The following is a 24,027-nucleotide window of genomic DNA, read 5'->3' as shown; positions in this document are numbered from 1 at the left end:
GACGCGCCCGTTTCACCTCATCATTCACCTGTACAGGGAGGCCGGGATGGCCGAAATAAAGGAAGTTATCGTCAGTCGCGCCGCCATCGCCGGGCATCCGCTGCACCCGATGATGATCCACTTTCCGGTAGCCGCGCTGCTGGGTCTGGTGGCGACCGATATCGCCTATCTGCTGCTGGCCGATCCGTTCTGGGCGCGAGCCAGTCTCTGGCTGGCGGGCGTTGGCGCATTCGGTGGCTGGGTGGCGAGCATGGCGGGGCTGGTCGATCTGCTTACCGTTGGCAGCATCCGGCGCAAGATCACCGCCTGGTGCCATGCCATCATCGCGGTGATGATGCTGTCGTTGGCGTCGCTGAACTGGCTGCTGCGCTACGCGGGGCCGGAGCAGGGCATGGAGCGTTGGGGCCTGTATCTGTCGCTGCTGACCGCAGCGCTGATTGGCCTGGCTGCTTATCTGGGCGGGCGCCTGGTGTACGAGCACGGCGTGGGTGTCGATACACGCTGAAGCAATCGGCTCCGGCTTGCCAGCTACTGGACGGTAGAGAGCGCGGGGCAGGCCAGGCATATTCTCGGATACTCCATGATCAGAAGGGTTTGGCCAGCACCAGCCACAGTGTGGCGCCGATCAGGGCGCTCAGCAGCAGAGCGATCAGCAGGCAGTCGCGGCGCAGCGCAGGTTCGGCGGCACGTTCGATACGCAGGATCAGTACACCGCACAGGGCGTGACAGAGCACCATCCCGGCGACCGTGGTGAGCTTGACGATCAACCAAGGGTCGAAAATCGACTCACGTAGAAACAGCGCGGTGCCCGACCCAATGGCCAGCAGAGCGGCTGGCGTTGCGATCAGGTTGAAGACGGTGCGGGTGAGGTGAGCATGGTCGCGATAGAACATCTCGTCGCTGCTGCGCGTGCCGGCAGCGATCATCGCTGGCAGATACAGCAGCGCGCCGCACCAGCAAATCAGCGCCATGAAATGCAGCAGTTTGAGCAGTGGCATCGATGCTCTCCCATGCGTCCGTTCGTTGCGAGCACGTGGCCCTGGTGGGCAGGCCACGACGTTGTGACTGCCTGATGGTGTGTGAGTTCGGCCGCTCTCCAGAGCGGGCCAGGATCGTCTCCGGTCAGAAAAGAAGGAACCGCCGCAAGGAGAAGGAGGAGACGGTGCGGCGGCCCTGGGGAAGCAAGATGCTCGTTCGATTTGGCGCAATTGCGCCTGCCAGGTCACGAAACGGCCCCTGACAAAGCTCCCCTGAAATAGACAGAGTTCCACTGGCTGGCTTGCGTTCAAGCTTTTTGCCGGGCTTGCGATGATCAGCACAGCCATCGAGGCATAAAATTGAAACCCTCCCGTGCGTTTTCACTCACTGCAAAAGAAGGCCGCGCAAAGGCATTTCATTGCAGAGGAGACCATCATGAGAACCCACGTCGTGCATTTCACCGCCCCGATCAACTCCTACACCTGCGGTCAGTTGATCGCCAAATGCAGCCAGGCCATCCATCAGGGCGCCGATGAGCTGGTGCTGAAGATTGCCACCATGGGCGGGGAGTGCAGCTACGGCTTCTCCCTCTACAACTTCCTCATTTCACTCCCGGTGCCCGTGAAGACGCACAACCTCGGCACCGTCGAATCCATGGGCAACATCATTTTTCTTGCCGGCGAAACACGCACGGCCTGCCCGCATAGCAAGTTCCTGTTTCATCCCTTTCACTGGACGGTCAACGGCGCCGTGGACCACGCGCGCATGTCCGAGTACGCCATGAGCCTGGACTACGATCTGCAGCTTTACGCCAGCATCGTCGCCGAGTGCACCGCTGGCGCCGAAGCGCCCCTCAACGTGCTCGAATGTCTGATGTCTGCGCCGCGCATTCTCAACGCCTCCGAGGCACTGGCAGCCGGTGTGATTCACCGTGAAGACTGCCTCGGCATGCCGGCCGAGGCAGTCAACTGGTGCGTGCATACCTGAAGCCGGCTCAGCCTGCCGCTTGGAATTTTCCCTGAACGATCCGCGCAGCCTGAGCGTCGGAATCCATGTACGCCCCGCCAGGGGACATACCACCCAGCAATGGCCGTTTAGCCGGCCTGGAGACGACTCATGGAACTCACCGACGATCGTAAAGACCTGGTACGTACCCTCAACAAGCTGATCGAAACCTGCAAGGACGGCGAGGCAGGCTTCAAGATCTGCGCCGAAGACGTCAAACGACCTGACATGAAGCAGCTCTTCTCGCAACGCTCGCGGCAATGCGCCGAAGCGGCGGAAGAACTGCAACGGACCGTCCTGGAATTGGGCGGTGAACCAGAGGACAGCACCAGCGTGGGAGCAGACCTGCACCGCCGTTGGGTCGACCTGAAATCACTGGTCACCGGCAAGGACGAAGAGGCCATTCTCAACGAGGCCGAGCGCGGCGAAGACGTGGCCAAGGAGCGCTACAGCGAAGCGCTGACCAAGAATCTTCCCCCAGAAATCCGCAGCATGGTGGAGCGTCAGTATCAGGGCGTGCTGCGCAATCACGATGAAGTCAGAGCGATGCGTGACGTGGCTCGTGCCAAGAGCTGATCCGTCTACCGGGTGCCGCGACACTGCGCGCACCCGGTGTCAGTTCTTTGCATCCGAGCGCAGGGGAGGCGTAGCGCATGCCGACGTTGGACAAGACCATTGCTCATCTCATCCGGTTGCAGGCCATCTGCGTTGAAGGGCGACGGACCTGTCGACTACTCGCATCGGGCGCTCAGGACGCGCTGTTGCGCGAGTTTCTTGGTGAACGCGAGCGCAACTACTCCGCTCTGATTGTCTGCCTGCGTACTCAGATCACTACCTATGGCGGCCGAGCCAACTGGCACGTCAGCCTGGCAATGCTGTGGCAGCGCGGTTGGTACAGGCTGAGAAGCCTGATCGCGCCGACTGATGATCGAACCAGGCTCGAAGTCGCATCACGGCTCGAAACCCGATCAAGACGGGCCTTCGAGTCGTTGCTGGCGCAAACGCTGTCGCCGGCATTTCAGCAGCAACTGGCTGAGCATCATCAGCACACGATCGCAGCTGCGCAGCAGCTCCAGAACGCGCTCGATCACTGGCCCTGTCTCGACACACTCAGGCGCGAGCATGATCGAGACTCAGACCTGATCCACCCCCGCACAAATGGGGGCAGGGGGCTTAATGGCAGCGTTGAGCACAAGGCGTGATCAGGCGCCTCATACACTCAGACACAGGTATTTGATCTCCAGGTAGTCTTCAATGCCGTACTTGGAGCCTTCACGGCCCAAGCCCGAGGCCTTCATGCCACCGAACGGTGCGACCTCATTAGACACAAGGCCGGTGTTGACGCCAACCATGCCGTATTCCAGGGCTTCCGCCACGCGGAACACACGGCTCAGGTCACGCGCAAAGAAGTACGAGGCCAGACCGAATTCGGTGTCGTTCGACATCGCGATGACCTCAGCTTCGTCTTTGAAGCGAAACAGTGGCGCCAGCGGGCCGAATGTCTCTTCCTTGGCCACGGCGGCGTTGTTGGGCACGTTGGTCAGGATGGTCGGCTCGAAGAAGTTGCCTTCGATGGACTTGCCGCCGGCCAGCAAGGTGGCGCCTTTGGCAACCGCGTCGGCGATATGTTCTTTGACCTTGGCCACGGCTTTGCCGTCGATCAGGGGACCGGCGCTGGTGCCGTCTTCCAGGCCGTTACCGACCTTCAGTCTGGCCACAGCCACCTTGAGCTTCTCGGCAAATGCGTCGTAGACCGAATCCTGAATGTACAGACGGTTGGCGCAGACGCAGGTCTGGCCGTTGTTGCGGTACTTGGAGATGATCGCGCCTTCGACGGCCTTGTCCAGGTCTGCGTCGTCAAACACGATGAATGGCGCGTTACCGCCCAGTTCCAGCGAGACTTTCTTGATGTCCTTGGCGCATTCGGCCATCAGTTGGCGACCGATTTCGGTCGAGCCGGTGAAGGTCAGTTTGCGTACGGTCGGGTTGCTGGTCAGCTCGCTGCCGATGTCGCCGGCGCTGCCAGACACCACGTTGAACACGCCGTTAGGGATTCCGGCACGCTGCGCCAGTTCAGCCAGGGCGAACGCGGAGAATGGGGTTTGCGAAGCCGGCTTGAGCACCATGGTGCAACCGGCGGCCAGGGCTGGGCCGGCTTTACGGGTGATCATCGCGGCCGGGAAGTTCCACGGTGTGATGGCGGCGGTAACGCCGATCGGCTGTTTCAGCACGATCAGGCGCTTGTCCGGCTGATGGCCCGGAATGACGTCACCGTAAATACGCTTGGCTTCTTCGGCGAACCACTCGATAAAGGAGGCGGCGTAGACGATTTCACCCTTGGCTTCTGCCAAGGGTTTGCCTTGCTCCAAAGTCATCAGGCGCGCAAGGTCGTCCTGGTTCTCGATCATCAGTTCGAACCAGCGACGTAGCTTGTTCCCACGCTCCTTCGCGGTCAGTGCGCGCCAAGCGGGCAGTGCCTTGTCCGCGGCTTCAATGGCTCGGCGGGTTTCCGCGGCGCCCATTTTCGGCACGCTGCCCAGAATTTCGCCGGTTGCCGGGTTATCGACCTTGATCGTCTGACCACTGTCCGCGTCAACCCACGCACCATCGATGAAGGCCTGCTGGCGGAACAGCTGAGTGTCTTTGAGTTGCATGATGCACTCCGATTTCAATACGGAAAGACTGGCGGCACCGCAGTGCCGCCTCCAAGACAAACGCGTCTGGTCAGATCAGACCAGGGCACTTCTTCTCTTGATTTCACCATTGAGAATGAAGTCATTCTCCGAGTAGTCCACCGGACAATCGATCACGTGCACGCCTGGCTCGCTGATGCAGCGCTGCAACAGTGGCAGGAAGCCTGCGGCGTTTTCCACTCGATGGCCTTGTGCGCCGTAGCTTTGCGCATACATGACGAAGTCCGGGTTGCCGTAGTCCAGGCCGAAATCGGTGAAGCCCATGTTCGACTGCTTCCAGCGAATCATGCCGTAGCCGCCGTCGCGCAGGATGATGACCGTCAGGTTCATCTTCAGGCGTACTGCGGTCTCCAACTCCTGGCTGTTCATCATGAAACCACCGTCGCCACACACCGCGACCACCGGCCGGTCCGGGCAGACCAAGTGCGCGGCCATGGCCGAAGGCAGGCCTGCACCCATGGTCGCCAGAGCGTTGTCGAGTAGCACGGTGTTCGGCTTGTGCGCCTTGTAGTTGCGCGCGAACCAGATCTTGTAGATGCCGTTATCCAGCGCGACCACGCCTTCGGACGGCAAGGCCTGACGCACGTCAGCGACGAAGCGCTGTGGGTAGATCGGGAAGCGGTTGTCACCAGCGCCCTCGACGATCTGTTCTTCGTTGGCTTCGCGAATCGCCATCAGCCGGCTGAAGTCCCAGTGGTCCTGAATCTGCAACGCTTCGCCAATCTGCCACACGGCGTTGGCGATATCGCCGATCACTTCCACCTGCGGGAAGTACACGGCATCGACTTCGGCAGAACGGAAGCTGATGTGGATGACTTCGGTACCGCCACGCACCATGAAAAACGGTGGCTTTTCGATCACGTCATGGCCGATGTTGACGATCAGGTCGGCGGCCTCGATGGCGCGGTGCACGAAATCGCCCGCGGACAGCGCGGCATTGCCCAGGAAACGTGGGTTGCGCTCATCTACCACGCCCTTGCCCATCTGGGTGGTGACGAAGGGGATGCCGGTCTTGTCGATCAGTTGCTTGAGCACCTTGGCGGTCATCTTGCGGTTGGCGCCAGCGCCGATCACCAGAATTGGAGTGCGGGCGTTCTGCAGTTTCTCTACCGCGCCTTCAATCGCCTTGTGCTCGGCCAACGGGCGACGGTGCAGGCTCGGCGGAATCGGCGTGCTCTCGGTCTGCTCGGCGGCGATGTCTTCCGGCAGTTCCAGGTGCACGGCACCGGGCTTTTCTTCTTCAGCCAGACGGAAAGCTTCGCGCATGCGAGCCGGAATGTTGTCGGCCGAGGCGAACTGGTGGGTGTATTTGGTGATTGGAGCCATCATCCCGCAGACGTCGATGATCTGGAACCGGCCCTGCTTGGACTTCTTGATCGGCTTCTGGCCGGTGATCATCATCATCGGCATGCCACCCAGATAGGCATAGGCACCGGCGGTCACCAGGTTGGTGGCACCAGGGCCGAGGGTCGACAGGCTGACGCCGGTCTTGCCGGTCAGGCGGCCGTAGGTGGCGGCCATGAAACCTGCGGATTGCTCGTGGCGGGTCAGTACCAGTTTGATCTTCGATTTGCGTAGAGACTCCAGCAGATCGAGGTTTTCCTCACCCGGAATGCCGAAGACGTACTCGACACCTTCGTTCTCCAGGCATTGCACAACTACATCAGCGGCCTTGGCCATTGCTCCACCCCACTGTCTGTGGCTGTGAGCGCTTGCGCGCAATTTAAGGTACTGCCACGCCAAAGATGCCGTTCTGGTCTTCATCCTTTCCCGTACTGAAAGCCGCTCCCTCGATGTGATAGACCGTCGGCTCTTCCGAGAAAAATTCCTCCAGGCCCAGCATGAACGTCTGATGGTCGTCACTCGCTTCGAAGCCCGGCGTGTGGTCTTCGAGTGACGCCCAGCGCACGATCAGGTTGAATCGCTCGGGGCTTTCGATTCCCTGCGCGAGCATGTGGCCGCCATAACCCTTGGCCCGCTGGAGCAAGTGAACCACTTCGGCAAATGCCTGTTTGAAGGGTTCGATCTGTTCTTTGTGAACGGGCAGCAGTGCGATTTCATAAATCATTGCGGTATTCCTCTAGAGCAAGTTCGGCAGTTGCATGCACTTACGGTGCGAGCGAGGGCTCGACGGCAATTGCGACTTTTCCGCGAAGACCGTTGTTAGGTGTCTCCAGCAGCGCATGCGCGTTTGAGATATCCGCGAGCGAATAGACCGCGCCAATATGGGGGCGCAGCTGGCCACGCTCGACCAATGCCTTCAGCTCATCGAGCTTGCCGCGGTTCTGCCGGGTGAAGACGAAGTGGTAGCTGGCGTTCTTGCCCCAGGCCTGAATGAGGTTCTGCGGCTTGGCGATGTCCACGATCGAAACCACACGGCCAAGCTGGGCGAGCGCATCGGGGCTGCGGGTCAGGGTGTCACCGCCGATGGTGTCGAAAATCACATCGACACCCTGGCCATCGGTTTCCCGCAGGACGGCGTCAACGTAATCCTCTTGCTCGTAGTCGATGACCACATCGGCACCCAGGCCCCGGGCGAACTCGAAGTTGGCTTCGCGCACGGTGGTGAACACCCGAGCGCCAATGGCTTTGGCCACCTGGATCGCCACGTGGCCAACGCCACCGGCGCCGCCGTGGATCAGAATGCTTTCCCCGACCCTCAGCGATACACGCCCGATCAGGGCTTCCCAGACCGTTCCGCCTACCAGCGTCAGGCTTGCCGCCTCGAGATGACTCAACGATGCCGGCTTCTTGCCGATGATGCTTTCGGACGCCACGTGGTACTCGGCATAGCTGCCATCGCCTTCGAAAATTTGCGTGGTGTACCAGACTTCATCACCTGGCACGAAGCTCGTCACACCCGGACCGACGGCTTCGACGACGCCGGATACGTCATGCCCGGTAATGGCGGGGAGAGGCACGTAGTCGACGTAGTCGCCGCGACGTACCTGGTAATCCAGCGGGTTGATGGAGGTTGCGTGAACCCGCACCAGCACTTGGCCTGCCTGCGGTACGGGTTTGGCCACTTCGCTCAGTTCGAACGCGTTCGGGCCGCCAAAGGATTTGAGTACTTGCGCTTTCATTGTAAATCCTCGTATCTGTGAGGCTTGAGAGTGCTCAAGCCGGGCATGTTTCTTTCAGCATGCGATTCACAAAGAGGTCGCAGGCCGCGCTCTTGCTTGTTCCTCCGGCCGCCGGATAGAAAAGCGTATTACCAGCGGCAGTCACTTGCCTTGGACGAAACGATGGTTCTGGAATCAGGTTGTGGTGATAAATCCAGATGCGCACGCGTGCGCAGCGTACTGGCGAGACTTCGGGGAGTTTTTCAGGCCCTGCACGTCGGCAGATGTCGCGCTGTTCACGGGCAGATTCCTTATTCAGGCTGGCTACTTACTCAATAGCTTGAAGTGATTCCGGCAGGACCTGGCCACCATCGATAATCAGGCTTTGCCCAGTGATGTAGCCGGCTTCACGGCTGGCAAAGAACATGACAGCGCTGGCAACGTCTTCGGGGGTGCCGAGGCGCTTGGCCGGAATCGAAGCGGCCACGCCGGCCTGGTATTCGGCATCCACATCGAGAAAGCCTTCGGTGATGATGTTGCCGGGGAGTACCGCATTGACGGTGATGCCGTCCTTGGCCAATTCGATCGCCGCAGTACGCATGAAACCCAGCTGCGCTGCCTTGCTCGCGCCGTAATGAACCCAACCGGGGGAGCCGGTGACGGGCCCCGTAATCGATGAGGTGAGGATCACCCGACCGTATTCGGCTCGCCGCAGGAGGGGCAGGGCGGCTTGCACGCACAGGAATGTGCCTTTGGCATTGGTTGCCAACACCCGATCCCAATCGGCCTCGGTCAGGTTTTCCAGGGTCGAGCTGGGGAAAATGCCTGCATTGCAGCAGAGCACGTCGAGGCCGCCGTACATTTCATCCAGGGTCCGCATCAATGCCTTGACGGACGCTGAGTCAGCCACATCGGCGGCCAACCCTTGTACCTGCAGCCCATCAGCGCGCATACCGGCCGCAACGGCTTCGACCTTTTCAGCGTTACGGGCGGTGATCAACACGCGCGCGCCCTGAATAGCAAACAGCCTGGCAATTCCAAGGCCTATGCCACTGCTGGCACCAGTGATCAGGACACTCTTGCCACTTAATGACGAGAACATCTGCACAGCTCCTATCCAATTAGGTTCACTGGCATCGTCAGTCAAACCATGGATATCCGCTTGACCGCTTGGCACATTTTTGTGCTCAGCGATCAAAACCCAGAAAAAAACAGGGTCTATGCTTTGCAACTCAGTCATCGACCGGCCTTCAAGTTTCAGGGTTGGCCGCTCCACTTGGCCTCCTTGGACTTGTCACTGATTCGAGGAAAACCGATAGAAAGAGACCGGTGGTCGCTGATAATTCAGGCTGTATCGAATGTTGCTAAGCTCAATGAGATCTCTCACAGGATGTGTGTCAAAGAACGGCATGAACCTTGCCTTGATATCGTGCTTATCAAAACCGACCTAACGGTCCCATCAGCATTCATGTGAGAGGTTGCCATGCAACTTGCCACTACGCGACGACTCGCCGATCAGCTTCAATCCATTGGCGTCCTCAGTTCGGCTGCTACGGGCCTGGCTGAATTCATCCAGCTGAAAGGTGGCGATGCAGACCGAATCTTCGGTCATGCGGGGTTCGACCCGGAGCATCTGCAGCATCCAACGTTGAGCCTTGATCTCAAGCAGTATTGCGCTGTCTTCGAAGAGGCTGCGCGCCAGACCCAGGATGACAACTTTGGTTTGCGCTACGGCAATCAATTCAAACCCGATAGCCTGGGTATGCTCGGTTATGTCGGCATCTGTTCGGAAACCCTGGGAGACGCACTGCGTAACGTGGTGAAGGTGTTCCCTGTTCATCAGCAAGGTAGCTTGCTGCGGCTTGAGGTGGAGGGCGAATGGTGCCGGCTCGATTACCAGGTCCGGTACGGTGCGATCTTTCGCAAGCGTCAGGACGCTGAACTGTCCATGGGCATGTTCACCAACTTGATGCGTCACGCGCTCGGCCAGAAATGGGCCCCTGAGCGGGTTCATTTCGAGCACCCTCAGCCAGAGGCCTGGCACGAACACTGTAAGGCCTTCGATGCTCCTGTCTTCTTTGGCCAGCCCTGTAATTCGCTGGTGTTCAGGAAGAGTACGCTGGAGAAAGCCATGCCCGATCGGGATGGTCGCCTGCTGGCCATCGTCATGGAAAGCATGGAACTGTTGGCGCGCCAATGGGGCGAGCAGCAGGGGGGGCATGGCATCATCAACGATGTGCAGGCGCAGATCCGAATTCAGCTGGCTGAGGGGGAGCCTAGCCTCGAGCAAGTGGCGGACCTGCTGAATATTACACCCTGGAGTTTGCAACGACGCCTTGGCGAGAGAGGATTGACCTTTTCTGCTCTGGTCGAAAAGGTGCGTCAGGAACTGGCCCAGTATTACCTGACCCGAACGAGCTTACCCATCTCCGAGCTCGCACTGCTGCTTGGTTATTCAGAGACCAGTGCCTTTTCGCGCGCTTTCCGGCGTTGGCACGGGGCGAGTCCGAAACAGTGGCGCAAGTCTGACGCGTAATTCGGTCGGCATCTCAGGACTCGATGCCGCCGCCAAAGCGCTATTTCTTGAAAGTGTCCGAATTTCGTTCATGGGGCATCATCGAAGTGCGACCTGGGCGAGTCCATCGTTCAAATATTGCCGGCATAAATCAACGCTTTGTTTCGCCCAGTTCGCCCCCAGGTTGCGGACTTGTTGGGTGTCAGCATGGGTTCCGGTCCAGGCCAGAAGCTGGATGCGTCGCTGGATGATAAAGGTCGGGATCATGGCGATGTCGTACGCCGTCAAACGACTAACCGCCGCATAACCGGCCAGCCAATGTTCGATCCAGTCATTCAGTCGATCATGATGCTCGTAGAAGCTCAGGGCTGAAGCCAGGTCATGCATGTACCAGCCAAAACCGCAGTCATCGAAATCGATAACGTGCGTGTGCTCATGATCGACCAGCAAATTGGCCAAACGCAGATCGGCATGAATCAAACCGTAACGCTTGGCGTCCTGCCCATAGCTCGCCAACTCGCTCTCCACGCGCTGTAACACCTCCTCGATCAAACCAAACGCGCTGCTGTCCAGATTGACCGCATTTCGCCAATTGCCCCAGTGCCCCTCGGGGCCGACCATGCTTTGGTGATTCCAGACAATCCGGCGAAAGTCGGCAGGACGCTGCCATTGCCGGCTGTGCTGATGCAGCTTTGCGGTAATGGCGCCCAGCCGCATGAAGGCACTGACGTCGACATCTGCGGTGGGCTCGGCCCCGCCGACCCAGTTGAACAGCACCAGATTGAGTTCCTTGCCAGCACCGATCTCGGCACTCTGCACATACTGCCCATCCAGGCCAATGACGGGCCGCGGGACTCGAATGCCTGATGCCTGCAGAGCGCTCAGCCAGTCCAGTTCGCTCTCGATATCGGGCCGCTGGTGATAGCCATGCTTGTGCACGCGCAAGGCATAACGATGCCCGCTCGGTGTGTCGATGCGATATGTAGCGTTCTCTGAGTGACACAGCAGTGTTACTTGCCCTTGCACATGGGGCGGGTAGCAAAGGGCGAGCGTGCGAATCGCCACATCTTGCAGGGTCTGAAGGCCTATTTCTTCTTCTTTTGCAGTGCTCATGTGCCAGCTCCAGCGAGTTCTGAGGAAAAGTCAGCATCAGGATGGAGTGACTGTTGCGGGTGTGCTTGACCCTGGGAGGGGGGAATCTGACTGCAGAGGACAATTACAAGATTCAAGTCGAAAAGTTGACCGCAGCGCAGATAACGAATCTGCCAAGGTCAAGTCGCGAGAAGAAACCAGCGGCACTATTTCCATCACGCATCTGATGCCTGGATGCCGCTTCCGGTACTTCTTTGCACGCCTAGCGAGGCCGTTCACCATGCTGAAAACCAACGCTTTTTCACAGGAAAGCAGTAACTCTCTCTCGCCGCGTACCCGCGAGATGATCGAGCGTCGGCGGCGTTTGCTCGGCCCTGGGTATCAATTGTTCTATCAGAACCCGCTGCACCTGGTGCGTGGCGAAGGTGTCTGGGTCCACGATGTCGAGGGGCAGCGCTACCTGGACGTTTATAACAACGTGCCGTCAGTCGGGCATTGCCACCCACATGTCGTCGATGCCCTGTGTCGCCAGGCGCGTCTGCTCAATACGCACACTCGTTACCTGGACGACAACATCCTGGATTTTGCGGAAAAACTGTTGGGCACCATGCCCGCCGAGCTGAGCCAGGTAATGTTCACCTGCACGGGCAGCGAGGCCAACGATCTGGCGGTGCGTATCGCTCGTGAGCATACCGGCGGCACCGGCGTGATCGTTACGAACTACGCCTACCACGGACTCACCGCCAGCATTGCCGAACTGTCCTCCTCGCAGTTTTCGCAGATCGCAGCGAGCCCTGATGTACGTACGGTCGCGGCGCCGATACATAGCCCGGAAAACCCCGAGGAAGTCGGCCGACGTTTCGCTGCCGATGTGCGTGCTGCGCTGGCTGATATGCGCAGCCACGGCATCAAGCCTGCGGCACTGCTGCTGGACTCGTTCTTCACCAGCGATGGCGCTTTCTTCGAACCGTCCGGGTTCTTGCGCGAGGCCGTCGAGGCCGTTCGAGAGGCTGGCGGCCTGTATATCGCCGATGAGGTCCAGCCAGGCTATGGGCGTTCGGGGCGTCATATGTGGGGCTTCCAGTGCCATGGCCTGGTCCCTGACATCGTCACCCTGGGCAAACCGATGGGTAATGGCCACCCAATGGCGGGCATCACCATCAAGCCGCAAATCCTTCAGCGTTTCGCCAACGAGTCAGGCTATTTCAACACCTTTGCCGGCAACCCGGTTTCATCCGCTGTCGGCCTGGCGGTGCTGGAAGTGATCGAGCGGGAAAACCTCATCGCCAATGCCCACGAGTCCGGCAAGTTCATGCTCGAAGGGCTCCGGCGCCTGGCCGTACGCCACCCGGTCATCGGTGATGTGCGTGGCATGGGGCTTTACCTCGGCGTCGACTTCACGACCCCGGAGGGTGCGCCCGATGCCGCGACTGCTGCGCAAGTGGTCAACGGCCTGCGAGAGGAGCACGTGCTGATCGGCGCCGCCGGTCCACATGTCAATACCCTCAAGATTCGCCCACCGCTGGTCTTCCAGCGCGAGCATGCAGAGATTTTCCTGAACAGCTTGGAGCGCGTGCTCGAGCGACTCTGACCGGCGCAGCGGTACTGCGCCCGACAATCACAACAACAATGTCACGGAGAGCACCATGATCTACGCGAAACCCGGAACACCCGATGCGGTCATCCAACTCAAGCCGCAATATGGCAACTATATCGGTGGCGCGTTCGTGGCCCCGGTCAAAGGCCTGTACTTCAGCAATACCAGCCCGGTCGATGGCTCGTTGATTGGTGAGTTCCCACGCTCAGGCAGCGACGACATCGAGTTGGCCCTGGATGCCGCCCATGCTGCTGCCGGCGCCTGGGGCCACACCAGCGTGCAGGAACGTTCGCACATCCTGCTGAAAATCGCCGACCGTATCGAAGCCAATCTCGAACTGCTGGCCGTGGCCGAAACCTGGGACAACGGCAAGGCCGTTCGCGAAACCCTGAATGCCGACGTGCCCCTGGCCGCCGACCACTTCCGCTACTACGCAGGGTGCATCCGCGCCCAGGAAGGCAGCGCCGCCGAAATCGATGAACACACTGCGGCCTATCACTTCCACGAGCCCCTTGGCGTGGTCGGGCAGATCATTCCGTGGAACTTTCCGTTGTTGATGGCCGCCTGGAAACTAGCCCCCGCACTGGCCGCAGGTAACTGCGTGATCTTGAAGCCTGCCGAGCAGACTCCGTTGTCGATTACCGTGCTGATGGAGCTGATCGGCGACCTGCTGCCGCCGGGCGTGCTCAATGTGGTGCAAGGCTATGGCCGCGAAGCCGGCGAGGCCCTGGCCACCAGCAAACGTATCGCCAAGATCGCCTTTACCGGCTCCACCCCGGTGGGCTCGCACATTCTCAAGTGCGCCGCCGAGAACATCATCCCCTCGACCGTGGAGTTGGGCGGCAAGAGCCCGAACATCTTCTTTGAAGACATCATGAACGCCGAGCCTACCTTTATCGAAAAGGCCGCCGAAGGCCTGGTGCTGGCTTTCTTCAACCAAGGCGAGGTGTGCACCTGCCCGTCGCGCGCGCTGGTGCAGGAGTCGATCTACCCACAGTTCATGGAAGTGGTGCTGAAAAAGGTGCAGCAGATCAAGCGCGGCAACCCGCTGGACACCGACACCATGGTCGGCGCCCAGGCCTCTCAGCAGCAGTTCGAGAAGATCCTGTCGTACATGGAGATTGCCCAGGAGGAGGGTGCTGAGCTGCTGACCGGTGGCAAGGTGGAGAAGCTCGAAGGCTCCTTGGCCACCGGTTACTACATCCAGCCGACCCTGCTCAAGGGCCACAACAAGATGCGCGTGTTCCAGGAGGAGATCTTCGGCCCGGTGGTCAGCGTCACCACTTTCAAGGACGAAGCCGAGGCCCTGGCGATTGCCAACGACACCGAGTTCGGCCTGGGCGCCGGGGTGTGGACTCGCGACATCAACCGTGCCTACCGGATGGGGCGCGGCATCAAGGCTGGCCGCGTATGGACCAACTGCTACCACCTGTACCCGGCGCATGCCGCGTTCGGTGGCTACAAGAAGTCTGGGGTAGGGCGCGAGACTCACAAGATGATGCTCGACCACTACCAGCAGACCAAGAACTTGCTGATCAGCTACGACATCAACCCGTTGGGGTTCTTCTGAGTACTGCCATAGCCACTCCCTAATTCGCCTCACGCCGCCGTGCAGGTGCATGGCGGCTGACATGAAGAGGACCCAACTTATGTCCATTCAACAAGAACAAACAATCAGCCTCGCGCGCGGTGTCGAAACCGAGAATGTCGATGCGCAATATTTCCAGAATCGACAGTTGAAACAAGGTGCTGCGGGATGGGTGCTGCTTATCGGTCTGGGGGTTGCCTATGTCATATCGGGTGACTTTGCCGGCTGGAACTTCGGCCTGGCCCAGGGCGGGTGGGGCGGCATGTTCCTCGCCACCTTGCTGATGGCCGCCATGTACCTGTGCATGTGCTTCTCCATGGCCGAGTTGTCTTCGATGATTCCCACCGCAGGTGGCGGTTACGGCTTCGTCCGCACGGCCTTCGGGCCCTGGGGCGGCTTCTTCGCCGGGGCGGCGATCCTGCTCGAGTACGCCATCGCGCCGGCCGCTATCGCGGTGTTCATCGGTGCCTACTGTGAGTCACTGTTCGGAGTTGGTGGCTGGCCGATCTACCTGGCGTTCTACACGCTGTTCATCGGTATCCATGTGCTCGGTGCGGGAGAGGCCCTGAAGGTGATGTTCGTCATTACTGCAGTGGCGGCCATCGCACTTGGCCTGTTCATCGTGGCTATGGTTCCGCACGTCGAGATTGCCAACCTGTTCGATATCCCGGCGAGCGAAGCCAAGGGTGCCAGCAGCTTCCTGCCATTCGGCTATGTCGGCATCTGGGCCGCAATCCCTTACGCGATGTGGTTCTTCCTCGCCGTGGAGGGTGTCGCTCTGGCCGCAGAGGAAACCAAGAACCCCGCGCGCGACCTGCCACGTGGCTTGATCGGCTCGATGCTGCTACTGCTCATCTTCGCCGCGTTGATCCTACTGGTAGGCCCGGGGGCTGCGGGTGCCGAGGCGCTGATGGACTCGGGCAATCCACTGGTGGCGGCCCTGGAGGCGGTGTATGGGGGTTCGACCTGGATGAGCCAGTTCGTCAACCTGGTTGGCTTGGCCGGACTGATCGCCAGTTTCTTCTCGGTGATCTATGCCTACTCGCGGCAGATCTTTGCCCTGTCGCGAGCGGGCTACCTGCCACGCAAGCTGTCGGTCACCAATCGCAACAAGGCGCCGGTCCACGCGTTGGTAATACCGGGGTTCATCGGCTTCGGTCTGTCGCTGACGGGGCAGGGTGACTTGCTGATCCTGGTCGTGGTGTTCGGCGCTACGCTGTCCTACGTACTGATGATGGCGGCGCACATCTCCCTGCGCATCCGTCGCCCGGACATGCAGCGCCCGTATCGCACGCCAGGTGGCATCGTCACGTCGTCATTCGCCTTGATCCTGGCGGCGATCGCCTTGGTCGCCGGCTTCCTGGTAGACCCGAAAGTGATGATGGGTACGGCGGCAATCTACGGGCTCTTCATTGCCTACTTTGCGCTATACAGCCGCCACCACCTGGTGTCCGGCACGCCAGAGGAAGAGTTCGCGGCTATCCAGAAAGCCGAAGAAGCGCCTCATTAGCAGCCTGGCGAGGCCTTTCAACACCTGAATCAGAGCTAACAATCAGCCACTGAAGGCTACCTGCTTGGCGGGTGGCCTTCCTGCAGGAAAACCTCATGTCGATTTTCGAAACTGGCCTGACGCCCTTGGCGGTTAACCACGTAGCGCTCTCACCGCTGAGCTTCATCGAGCGCACCGCAGCGGTTTACGGACAATATCCCGCGGTGATCCACGGTTCCTTGAGACGCAACTGGCAAGACACCTATGAGCGTTGCCGACGTCTTGCCAGTGCGCTCAGCCGCAGGGGCATCGGCAAGGGCGATACGGTGGCGGTGATGCTGCCCAACATCCCGGCGATGCTCGAAGTGCACTTTGGCGTGCCGATGATTGGCGCGGTGCTCAACACGCTGAATGTACGCCTCGATGCGCCGGCGATTGCCTTCATGCTCGAACACGGCGAGGCGAAGGTGTTGATCACTGATCGCGAGTTCCATAGCGTGATCCGTGAGGCCTTGAGTTTGCTGGCGCATCCGCCACTGGTGGTCGATGTCGATGACCCTGAGTACGGCGAAGGCCAGGCGGTCAGCGACCTGGACTACGAAGCATTGCTGGCCGAAGGCGACCCGCAATTCGCCTGGCAGTGGCCCGAGGACGAATGGCAGGCCATCTCGCTCAACTACACCTCCGGCACCACCGGTAACCCCAAGGGCGTGGTCCATCGCCCTCAAGGAGGGGAGTGCGGACACTCGGGAGGAGGACATCATTGGGTTTTGCCGCGAGCAACTGGCCAGTTACAAATTGCCCAAAACCGTGGTGTTCCGTGAGCTGCCGAAGACCTCGACGGGCAAAATACAGAAATACTTGCTGCGCGACTGGGCCAGGGCGCTCTGATAAACCATGTGAGATGCGGTTCAAGTGGAGTAGTGGAGGGGATGTCGCCGTTGAGCGAAGCGGCAATGGCGATAGCTGAATGCTTTGATTAGCTTGAGTGCCGCGCAGGCGGTTCGGCATTACTCGCGTTATGGCTTAAAGTGGCTGGTTGCCGAAAGAACCGTCATGGCCATAGCCATGAAGGGCTTTCATTCTTTGCATATAAGTGTGTGGTGAAGATGAACAAGCCTTTCATTTCGCTGTGCCCTGAAATTACTCGGGCACACGCACTGACGCTGATGGAGTGGTTGCAGGATGAGCGCGTCACCTGCTATCTGAGCGATTCACGTCATGTTTCCCGCTCTATCGAGCAAGCCATCGAACGAACTCAATTGCCGATCCTGACCCATCTGTTCAACCGGGGCGGCCGATTTTTCATGGCTTACGACCGACATGATGAACCGGTAGGCTTTGTCCGACTGATCAAGACCGGCCGCGATTGCGAGATAGTCCTGGCCATCGGAGACAGCAACAAATGGGGCCAAAACCTTGGTGCACGTACGATTCGCGAAGGCATGAAACTGGCCTTCCTCGACATACGGGCCGAGAAGCTCATCGCCAAGATCCATCCGGACAACACGCGCTCGCTGAAAACCTTTCAACGCAGCGGTTTTCTGCTTGAGAGTGAAACGCCGACATTGAAGTCATTTTCCATGACGGCGGGGCGCTACCTCCAGTTATTACGTGAAGGCGCCGTTGGCGACTCCACGGGGATCTATATCACTGAAATCGACAAGGCCAGGCTCGAATGTCTGATCGCGCTCGAGCAAGGCCCGGCCGTTGTTGAGCTCGAACATGAGCTTGAGCGGGCCATCGTCGTCAAGCCGCAACAGGTGGCGTGCAATGTCGTCACGATGAACTCCAGGGCCTTGTTGCAGCTGGATGACGAAGAGATCGAAGTGGCCTTGGTCTATCCTGAGGACGCGGACAGCAGCGCTGGCAAGCATTCCGTGTGTTCCGACATCGGCGCCGCCATCCTGGGCTATCAGGAGGGCGACGCCATCGACTGGCGAGTGTCTGATCGGACTCGCCGGATCGAGATCAGGAAAGTGCTATATCAGCCGGAGGCCGCAGGCGATTACCACCTGTAACTGCGCCTTTAACTAAGAATTCGGTCATCAGGCATGAGGATTTCTCAAAGAGCGGGGATCGCGTTACGTGCCTGATGCGAACCAGCTGTCACAGTGGTTCACCGCATACTCAAGCCAATATGTAATTTAACATAATATACATTATGCGAACCTATGGTTTATCCAATGTGGGAACTCTTACTCTCGATTTGGCCAGACTGAATTACCTATGTTGGCTCCCAGACACTTGAAACGCCGGGCTTCATCGTTCCCATGGTCCATTGATCCATGGGCTCCCATGGGCCTTGAGATCTTTCACAACCGCATCTGCAGCTCCGCTTTGCGGTCGACAATCCTAGGTGCGCGCAGCGATAAATTTCCGAGAAGCCATATGGGTTCGCTTCGAGTCAGCGTCTGCACAACACGACGGATCGTATGAGTCGGTTGTACGTAGATCACGATTCCCTGGATCGACACGATTCTCCGGACTGATTTATTCGGCTGACTCGGCTGCGTCTCGGTAACCAGGCTGAGCACCTTATCGCGATTCTCTTGACCCATGCGTCGGCTCAAATAATACTGTATTCATATACAGTATTTGGTTGCTACTCCATGTCATCCGTGGTCGCGCTTGACCGGTTGATCGACGCTCGCCGCGTATGGCGAGGCCAGGTCGTTTCATCGCCGTCGGGCGCCAATTTCTCAACTGGACATCAGTTTCTCGACGCCGCATTGCCAGGTGGCGGCTGGCCTAAGGCTGCACTCAGTGAAATTCTCACGACTGCGCCTGGCATCGGCGAGCTGAGCTTGCTGTGGCCGACCCTTGCCAGGCTGACGGTTTCCGGCGAACGGGTGGTGCTAATCTCCCCTCCTCATCTGCCCTACCCTCAGGCCTGGATTCATGCCGGCGTCGATTTGCGCCAACTGAGCATCATCCAGGCAGATGGCCGCGATGCCCTGTGGGCTGCCGAACAATGCTTGCGTTCGGGGAGTTGTGGCGCGGTGTTGAGCTGGTTACGCCAGGCCGATGATCGCTCGCTAAGACGTCTGCAGGTGGCCGCTGCGACCGGACAAACCCTGGCTTTCGCCTATCGGCCGCAGGCAGAAGCGGCCAATCCTTCACCGGCAGCACTACGACTGGTGCTCGACAGTCAGCCAGCACAGTTGCGGGTGATCAAGTGCCGTGGTGGTTTGCCGCCTGCACAGCCGCTCGCGTTTGCCTGGCATTGAGCCTGCCATGCTCTGGGCTTGCATCTTGTTGCCGCAACTGGCCATGGACGGCGTGCAGCGCCACCGTGCCAGTCCCGACGAGCCGTTGGTGCTGCTTACCGGCTCGCCACAACGGCGCGTTCTTCAAGCCGTCAACCCGGCAGCCCGAGCCCTGGGACTGAAGCCCGGTCAGTCACTGACTGCAGCGCAGGCGCTGACACGTGGGTTTGCCACGGCAGAATACGATCTTGCGGCCATCGAGCGCTGGCAGCAGTTTCTGGCTGCCTGGGCCTATGGGTTCAGTGCCCAGGTCAGCCTGCACTATCCGCGCTGCTTGTTGCTGGAGGTACAGTCCAGTTTGGGACTGTTCGGCCCCTGGCCGCGTTTCGAAGCACGCCTGCGCGCCGAGCTTTCGGCGCTGGCCTTCCAGCACCGTATTGCCGTCGCGCCGAATCCGGCAGCAGCCCGAGTGCTGGTCAATATCGGTGATGGGTTGATGGCAAGTGATGAGCGGATGCTCAAGCAGATGCTCGATCCCTTGCCAGTGGATCGGCTCGGGCTATCCGCCACGCTAACCACGGCCTTCAATCGCATGGGGCTCAGGCAGTTGCGGCAGCTGTTGGCTCTGCCGCGTGACAGCCTGGCCAAGCGTTTTCCTGGCGAAGTGCTACGTCATCTCGATACCCTGTCTGGCCAGCGCCCCTTAGCGCTGGATTTCTTCGTGCCTGCGAATGTTTTCGATACCCGTATCGAGCTGAATTTCGAAGTGGAATCGCATCAGGCACTGCTGTTCCCGTTGCGCCGGCTGACAGCCGATCTGGCTGCTTACCTGGCCTGTCGTGACAGTGGCGTGCAGCGTTTCACCCTGCATCTGGAACACCGCGCGGGTGCCGATACGCAGATACAAGTGGGCCTGCTCAGCGCCGAGCGTGATCCCGGCATGCTGTTCGAGCTGACACGTGGCCGTCTGGAACATCAGCAGCTACCAGCCCCGGTGCTGGCCGTGCGGCTGGAGGCGCGTGAACTGCCGACCTTCGCGCCGCAGCATCAGCAACTGTTCGACGAGCGTCCACAGCAGAACCAGCCCTGGGAGCAATTACGCGAGCGGCTAAGGGCGCGCCTCGGTGATGAGGCTCTGCATGGCCTCGGTGCCAGAGCCGATCACCGCCCCGAGCATGCCTGGCTAAATGAACCTGCCAATCCCTTGCTGCCTCCCGGCGGCCCGCGCCCCGGCTGGCTGCTGAGCGAACCCCAGCCGCTGCGTGAAGCCTCGCTGCGCATCCTCTCCGGCCCGGAGCGCATCGAGTCCGGCTGGTGGGATGGCGAAGATGTGCGCCGCGACTATTACGTGGTGCAAACCCGTGCCGGTCAGCGCGGCTGGGCGTATCGCCCGGTCGGTAGTGATGGGCCATTGTTGCTGCACGGTTGGTTTGCATGAGCGATTACGCCGAGCTGCATTGCCTGTCCAACTTCAGTTTCCAGCGTGGCGCGTCCAGTGCGCAGGAGTTGTTCGAGCGTGCGGCAAGGCTGAACTATCGCGCCTTGGCAATCACCGATGAATGCACCCTGGCCGGCATCGTGCGCGCCTGGGAAGCCTCGAAGAAAACCGGGGTAAAGCTGATCGTAGGCAGCGAGGTGCTCATTGAAAAAGGCCCGAAGCTGGTGCTGCTGGCCGAGAACCTGACGGGCTATCAGGCGCTATGCGGCCTGATCACTCGGGCGCGGCGCCGAGCGGCAAAAGGCACCTATCGATTGCTGCACGAGGATTTCGTGGCGCCGCTCGATGGCCTGCTGGCCATCTGGCTCAGCGACGGTGACGCCAGCGCCCTGCCCTGGCTTTCCTCGCTGTTTCCCGAGCGTCTGTGGCTAGGCGTTGAGTTGCATCGTGGCGCGGACGATACCGCGCGCCTGCAGCGCCTGCTCGAGCTGGCAGGCGATCACGACCTGCCAGCCGTGGCCTGTGGCGACGTACACATGCATGCCCGTGGCCGCCGCGCCCTGCAGGATTGCATGAGCGCCATCCGTCATCATCTGCCCGTGGCTGAGGCCGGCGCCTATCTGTTTGCCAATGGCGAACGGCATCTGCGCCGGTTTGATGAGCTGGCCGAGCTCTATCCGCCCGAGCTGCTCGCGCAATCGCTGTGCATTGCCGAACGCTGCAGCTTCGATCTCGGCGAACTGGATTATCACTACCCGCACGAGCTGGTACCTGCCGGCCATGATCCCACTTCCTGGCTGCGCGTTCTGGTGGAACGTGGCGCCGCCGAGCGCTGGCGCGAAGGCGTGCCGACCGCCGCTCGCGCGCAGATCGAACACGAGCTGGCACTGATCGCCGAACTGGAATACGAAAGCTACTTTCTGACCGTGCACGACATCGTCCGCTTTGCCCGCGAGCAGCACATCCTCTGCCAGGGCCGGGGGTCGGCGGCCAACTCGAGCGTCTGTTTCGCCCTGGGTATCACCGAGCTGAACCCCACCCACAGCCGGCTGTTGTTCGAGCGTTTTCTCTCCCGCGAGCGCAACGAGCCGCCGGATATCGACGTCGATTTTGAGCATGAACGCCGTGAAGAAGTCATCCAGTACGTGTTTCGTCGCTACGGTCGAACGCGTGCGGCGCTCACGGCCGTGGTCAACACCTATCACGGCGCCGGGGCGATACGCGACGTCGCCAAGGCCCTTGGCTTGCCGCCAGACCAGATCAATGCCCTGGCTGACTGCTGTGGCCGCTGGAGCAGCGGCCCGCCAGCGCCCGAGCGACTGCTGGAGGCGGGGTTCGATCCGCAGAATCCACTGCTCAGGCGCGTGCTGATACTGACCGGCGAGTTGATCGGCTTTCCTCGCCATCTGTCGCAGCATCCGGGCGGTTTCGTCATTTCCGAGCACGCCCTCGATACGCTGGTGCCGGTGGAGAACGCGACGATGGCCGAGCGTACTGTCATCCAGTGGGACAAGGACGATCTGGACAGGGTCGGCCTGCTCAAGGTCGACGTGCTGGCTTTGGGTATGCTCAGCGTACTGCGCCGTTGTTTCGGCCTGATCGAGCGCTACCGAGGCACGCAGTGGACGCTGGCGACCCTGCCCAAGGAAGACCCGGCCACCTACGCCATGATCAGCCGTGCAGACACCATCGGCGCGTTCCAGATCGAGTCCCGTGCGCAGATGGCGATGCTGCCACGACTGCGCCCGAAGGAGTTCTACGACCTGGTGATCCAGGTGGCCATCGTCCGTCCGGGGCCGATTCAGGGCGACATGGTGCACCCCTACCTGCGTCGGCGAAACGGCGAAGAACCGATCGACTATCCCTCGGATGAACTCAAGCCGGTCTTCGAGCGTACACTCGGCGTGCCGCTGTTTCAGGAGCAGGTCATGGAGCTGGCCATCGTCGCTGCCGAGTACACCCCCGGCGAGGCGGATGAACTACGCCGCAGCATGGCCGCCTGGAAGCGTCATGGCGGGCTCGAACCGCATCGTCAGCGACTCACCTCGCGCATGCTGGAAAAGGGTTACACGCAGGCATTCACCGAGCGGATCTTCCGCCAGATCGAGGGCTTCGGCAGTTACGGTTTTCCCGAGTCGCACGCGGCCAGCTTCGCCCTGCTCGCCTATGCCAGTTGCTGGTTGAAGTGCCACGAGCCTGCTGCCTATGCCTGCGCGCTGGTCAATAGTTGGCCAATGGGCTTCTACAGCCCGGATCAGGTGCTGCAGGATGCACGGCGGCATGATGTCGAGGTGCGTCCCGTGGACGTGCATTACAGCGACTGGGATTGCAGCCTGGAGCCCGATGAACATGGCGAGCCGACCATTCGCCTGGGGCTGAGGATGATTCGTGGCATGCGCGAAGACGATGCGCGCCGTATCGAACAGGCGCGCCAGTGCGGCGCATTCCGTGATGTCGAAGACCTCAGCATACGTGCACGCCTGGATGCATCGGCGCGCGAGCGATTGGCCGATGCAGGCGCGCTCTCCGGCCTGGTTGGCCACCGCTACCAGGCGCGCTGGGCGGTTGCTGGCGTCGAGGAGCAGTTGCCGTTGTTCGCTGGCGTGTCTGCGCCGAGTGAAGAAATCCTGAATCTGCCTGCACCATCGCAAGGAGAAGACCTGCTGACCGACTATGCCACGCTTGGCACCACGCTCGGTCCGCATCCTCTGGCTCTGCTGCGCCAGGCGCTGCGCGCGATACGCTGCAAGAGCTCGCGGGAGCTACAGGCAGTTGAGCACGGCCGGCCTGTCAGCATTGCCGGTCTGGTGATCGGCCGGCAAAGGCCGCAAACCGCCAGCGGCGTCATTTTCGTCACCCTCGAAGATGAGTTCGGTCTGGTCAATGTGATCGTCTGGCACGACCTGGCCGAGCGGCAGCGACGGGTTCTGGTGCAGTCGCAGATGCTGCGCATCGATGGTCACCTGGAGACCGTCGACGGTGTGCGCCACGTGATTGCCGGGCGCCTGACGGACATGACGACGATGCTGACGGGCCTGGATATCCGCAGCCGCGATTTTCACTGAGCCATGGTTTGAACCGCCACGCACGGCTGGCTGAGAAAGACGAGAACAAAAAAAGGCCGCACTGGATCACCAGGCGGCCACAAGTCGTCTTAACCAAAGGAGATGAAGTGGAGCCAGAGCGACGGCTTCCGGGAGTGTTGCAAAAACCGCCGCCTATGGAATCTTCATCGGGGAGAAGCCTACCCCCGCTCGCTGCCAACCCCTCATCGAAGAAGTCGATAGTGATCATCGACCACCTTCAGTAGTGCCTGTACCGTCTCGGTGATATTTATGAGCGGTCCGTTTGGACTGGGCCT

At 60.3% G+C, this 24,027-nt stretch carries 19 protein-coding genes and 2 pseudogenes; 14 read left to right on the top strand and 7 right to left on the bottom strand.

What is annotated here, in order from left to right; genetic code table 11:
• Nucleotides 1–46: 46 nt before the first annotated feature.
• On the top strand, nt 47–505 hold the full coding sequence (locus BM186_RS10090) for a DUF2231 domain-containing protein (protein WP_013715587.1): 459 nt from the start codon (nt 47–49) through the stop codon (nt 503–505).
• A gap of 79 nt (nt 506–584) precedes the next feature.
• Here the strand turns inward: BM186_RS10090 and BM186_RS10085 are convergent, their stop codons facing one another.
• On the bottom strand, nt 585–998 hold the full coding sequence (locus BM186_RS10085) for a CopD family protein (RefSeq protein WP_072423964.1): 414 nt from the start codon (nt 996–998) through the stop codon (nt 585–587).
• A 415-nt stretch (nt 999–1,413) separates the two neighbouring features.
• On the opposite strand from BM186_RS10085, the gene BM186_RS10080 reads away from it, so the two are divergent.
• From BM186_RS10080 to BM186_RS10070, 3 genes are all read left to right on the top strand, one after another.
• A complete protein-coding gene (locus BM186_RS10080) occupies nt 1,414–1,965 on the top strand; it encodes an ATP-dependent Clp protease proteolytic subunit (RefSeq protein WP_074915050.1) in 552 nt (183 codons plus the stop codon).
• A gap of 129 nt (nt 1,966–2,094) precedes the next feature.
• Entirely contained in the window at nt 2,095–2,559 is a 465-nt protein-coding gene (locus tag BM186_RS10075; RefSeq protein ID WP_072423966.1) for a ferritin-like domain-containing protein, read from the top strand.
• 77 nt (nt 2,560–2,636) lie between these two features.
• Entirely contained in the window at nt 2,637–3,185 is a 549-nt protein-coding gene (locus tag BM186_RS10070) for a PA2169 family four-helix-bundle protein (protein ID WP_074915048.1), read from the top strand.
• 9 nt (nt 3,186–3,194) lie between these two features.
• Here BM186_RS10070 and gabD read toward each other — a convergent pair whose 3' ends face one another.
• The 5 genes from gabD to fabG form a co-directional block, all read right to left on the bottom strand.
• Nucleotides 3,195–4,637, bottom strand: a complete 1,443-nt coding sequence (gabD, locus tag BM186_RS10065) for an NADP-dependent succinate-semialdehyde dehydrogenase (protein ID WP_072423968.1) — start codon at nt 4,635–4,637, stop codon at nt 3,195–3,197.
• A gap of 75 nt (nt 4,638–4,712) precedes the next feature.
• A complete protein-coding gene (locus BM186_RS10060) occupies nt 4,713–6,356 on the bottom strand; it encodes an acetolactate synthase large subunit (RefSeq protein WP_074915046.1) in 1,644 nt (547 codons plus the stop codon).
• Nucleotides 6,357–6,399: 43 nt separating this feature from the next.
• Complete coding sequence (locus BM186_RS10055) at nt 6,400–6,744, bottom strand: antibiotic biosynthesis monooxygenase family protein (protein WP_074915044.1); 345 nt, start codon at nt 6,742–6,744, stop codon at nt 6,400–6,402.
• Nucleotides 6,745–6,784: 40 nt separating this feature from the next.
• A complete protein-coding gene (locus BM186_RS10050; RefSeq protein WP_074915042.1) occupies nt 6,785–7,759 on the bottom strand; it encodes a zinc-dependent alcohol dehydrogenase family protein in 975 nt (324 codons plus the stop codon).
• A gap of 307 nt (nt 7,760–8,066) precedes the next feature.
• The gene (fabG, locus tag BM186_RS10045; protein WP_241519868.1) at nt 8,067–9,014 is read right to left on the bottom strand and encodes a 3-oxoacyl-ACP reductase FabG; all 948 of its coding nucleotides are present in this window, start codon (nt 9,012–9,014) and stop codon (nt 8,067–8,069) included.
• 207 nt (nt 9,015–9,221) lie between these two features.
• Here fabG and qhpR point away from each other — a divergent pair, with 207 nt between their 5' ends.
• The gene (qhpR, locus tag BM186_RS10040; RefSeq protein WP_074915038.1) at nt 9,222–10,274 is read left to right on the top strand and encodes an AraC-like transcriptional regulator QhpR; all 1,053 of its coding nucleotides are present in this window, start codon (nt 9,222–9,224) and stop codon (nt 10,272–10,274) included.
• Between the two features lie 78 nt (nt 10,275–10,352).
• Here the strand turns inward: qhpR and BM186_RS10035 are convergent, their stop codons facing one another.
• Nucleotides 10,353–11,366 carry a phosphotransferase enzyme family protein gene (locus BM186_RS10035; RefSeq protein ID WP_074915036.1) on the bottom strand — a complete coding sequence of 338 codons (1,014 nt, stop codon included), beginning with the start codon at nt 11,364–11,366 and terminating at the stop codon, nt 10,353–10,355.
• Nucleotides 11,367–11,625: 259 nt separating this feature from the next.
• On the opposite strand from BM186_RS10035, the gene BM186_RS10030 reads away from it, so the two are divergent.
• The 9 genes and pseudogenes from BM186_RS10030 to BM186_RS09985 all read left to right on the top strand — a co-directional run bounded on the left by BM186_RS10030 (nt 11,626) and on the right by BM186_RS09985 (nt 23,731).
• Nucleotides 11,626–12,936, top strand: a complete 1,311-nt coding sequence (locus BM186_RS10030; RefSeq protein WP_074915035.1) for an aspartate aminotransferase family protein — start codon at nt 11,626–11,628, stop codon at nt 12,934–12,936.
• Nucleotides 12,937–12,991: 55 nt separating this feature from the next.
• Complete coding sequence (exaC, locus tag BM186_RS10025) at nt 12,992–14,512, top strand: acetaldehyde dehydrogenase ExaC (protein WP_074915033.1); 1,521 nt, start codon at nt 12,992–12,994, stop codon at nt 14,510–14,512.
• A 79-nt stretch (nt 14,513–14,591) separates the two neighbouring features.
• A complete protein-coding gene (gene eat / locus BM186_RS10020) occupies nt 14,592–16,040 on the top strand; it encodes an ethanolamine permease (RefSeq protein ID WP_074915032.1) in 1,449 nt (482 codons plus the stop codon).
• 95 nt (nt 16,041–16,135) lie between these two features.
• Nucleotides 16,136–16,786, top strand: a pseudogene (locus BM186_RS10015) (AMP-binding protein); the annotation flags it as partial.
• A complete protein-coding gene (locus tag BM186_RS27075; protein WP_083431589.1) occupies nt 16,737–16,910 on the top strand; it encodes an AMP-binding enzyme in 174 nt (57 codons plus the stop codon). The pseudogene BM186_RS10015 and the gene BM186_RS27075, both read left to right, overlap by 50 nt.
• A gap of 165 nt (nt 16,911–17,075) precedes the next feature.
• Nucleotides 17,076–18,040 (top strand): annotated as a pseudogene (locus tag BM186_RS10005) (GNAT family N-acetyltransferase).
• A gap of 591 nt (nt 18,041–18,631) precedes the next feature.
• A complete protein-coding gene (gene imuA / locus BM186_RS09995) occupies nt 18,632–19,249 on the top strand; it encodes a translesion DNA synthesis-associated protein ImuA (RefSeq protein ID WP_074915028.1) in 618 nt (205 codons plus the stop codon).
• 7 nt (nt 19,250–19,256) lie between these two features.
• Nucleotides 19,257–20,666 carry a Y-family DNA polymerase gene (locus BM186_RS09990; protein WP_074915026.1) on the top strand — a complete coding sequence of 470 codons (1,410 nt, stop codon included), beginning with the start codon at nt 19,257–19,259 and terminating at the stop codon, nt 20,664–20,666.
• A complete protein-coding gene (locus tag BM186_RS09985; protein ID WP_074915024.1) occupies nt 20,663–23,731 on the top strand; it encodes an error-prone DNA polymerase in 3,069 nt (1,022 codons plus the stop codon). Before BM186_RS09990 ends, BM186_RS09985 begins: the two co-directional genes overlap by 4 nt.
• Nucleotides 23,732–24,027 lie beyond the last annotated feature (296 nt).

It is taken from the genome of Ectopseudomonas toyotomiensis, from assembly GCF_900115695.1.
GTDB classification, from domain to species: domain Bacteria; phylum Pseudomonadota; class Gammaproteobacteria; order Pseudomonadales; family Pseudomonadaceae; genus Aquipseudomonas; species Aquipseudomonas toyotomiensis.
This window is presented reverse-complemented; position numbering and strand designations above follow the sequence as displayed.

Coding starts and splice junctions, on each gene's coding strand:
- BM186_RS10090 (WP_013715587.1), top strand. CDS start 47: ATGGCCGAAATAAAGGAAGTTATCGTCAGTCGCGCCGCCATCGCCGGG.
- BM186_RS10085 (WP_072423964.1), bottom strand. CDS start 998: ATGCCACTGCTCAAACTGCTGCATTTCATGGCGCTGATTTGCTGGTGC.
- BM186_RS10080 (WP_074915050.1), top strand. CDS start 1,414: ATGAGAACCCACGTCGTGCATTTCACCGCCCCGATCAACTCCTACACC.
- BM186_RS10075 (WP_072423966.1), top strand. CDS start 2,095: ATGGAACTCACCGACGATCGTAAAGACCTGGTACGTACCCTCAACAAG.
- BM186_RS10070 (WP_074915048.1), top strand. CDS start 2,637: ATGCCGACGTTGGACAAGACCATTGCTCATCTCATCCGGTTGCAGGCC.
- gabD (WP_072423968.1), bottom strand. CDS start 4,637: ATGCAACTCAAAGACACTCAGCTGTTCCGCCAGCAGGCCTTCATCGAT.
- BM186_RS10060 (WP_074915046.1), bottom strand. CDS start 6,356: ATGGCCAAGGCCGCTGATGTAGTTGTGCAATGCCTGGAGAACGAAGGT.
- BM186_RS10055 (WP_074915044.1), bottom strand. CDS start 6,744: ATGATTTATGAAATCGCACTGCTGCCCGTTCACAAAGAACAGATCGAA.
- BM186_RS10050 (WP_074915042.1), bottom strand. CDS start 7,759: ATGAAAGCGCAAGTACTCAAATCCTTTGGCGGCCCGAACGCGTTCGAA.
- qhpR (WP_074915038.1), top strand. CDS start 9,222: ATGCAACTTGCCACTACGCGACGACTCGCCGATCAGCTTCAATCCATT.
- BM186_RS10035 (WP_074915036.1), bottom strand. CDS start 11,366: ATGAGCACTGCAAAAGAAGAAGAAATAGGCCTTCAGACCCTGCAAGAT.
- BM186_RS10030 (WP_074915035.1), top strand. CDS start 11,626: ATGCTGAAAACCAACGCTTTTTCACAGGAAAGCAGTAACTCTCTCTCG.
- exaC (WP_074915033.1), top strand. CDS start 12,992: ATGATCTACGCGAAACCCGGAACACCCGATGCGGTCATCCAACTCAAG.
- eat (WP_074915032.1), top strand. CDS start 14,592: ATGTCCATTCAACAAGAACAAACAATCAGCCTCGCGCGCGGTGTCGAA.
- imuA (WP_074915028.1), top strand. CDS start 18,632: ATGTCATCCGTGGTCGCGCTTGACCGGTTGATCGACGCTCGCCGCGTA.
- BM186_RS09990 (WP_074915026.1), top strand. CDS start 19,257: ATGCTCTGGGCTTGCATCTTGTTGCCGCAACTGGCCATGGACGGCGTG.
- BM186_RS09985 (WP_074915024.1), top strand. CDS start 20,663: ATGAGCGATTACGCCGAGCTGCATTGCCTGTCCAACTTCAGTTTCCAG.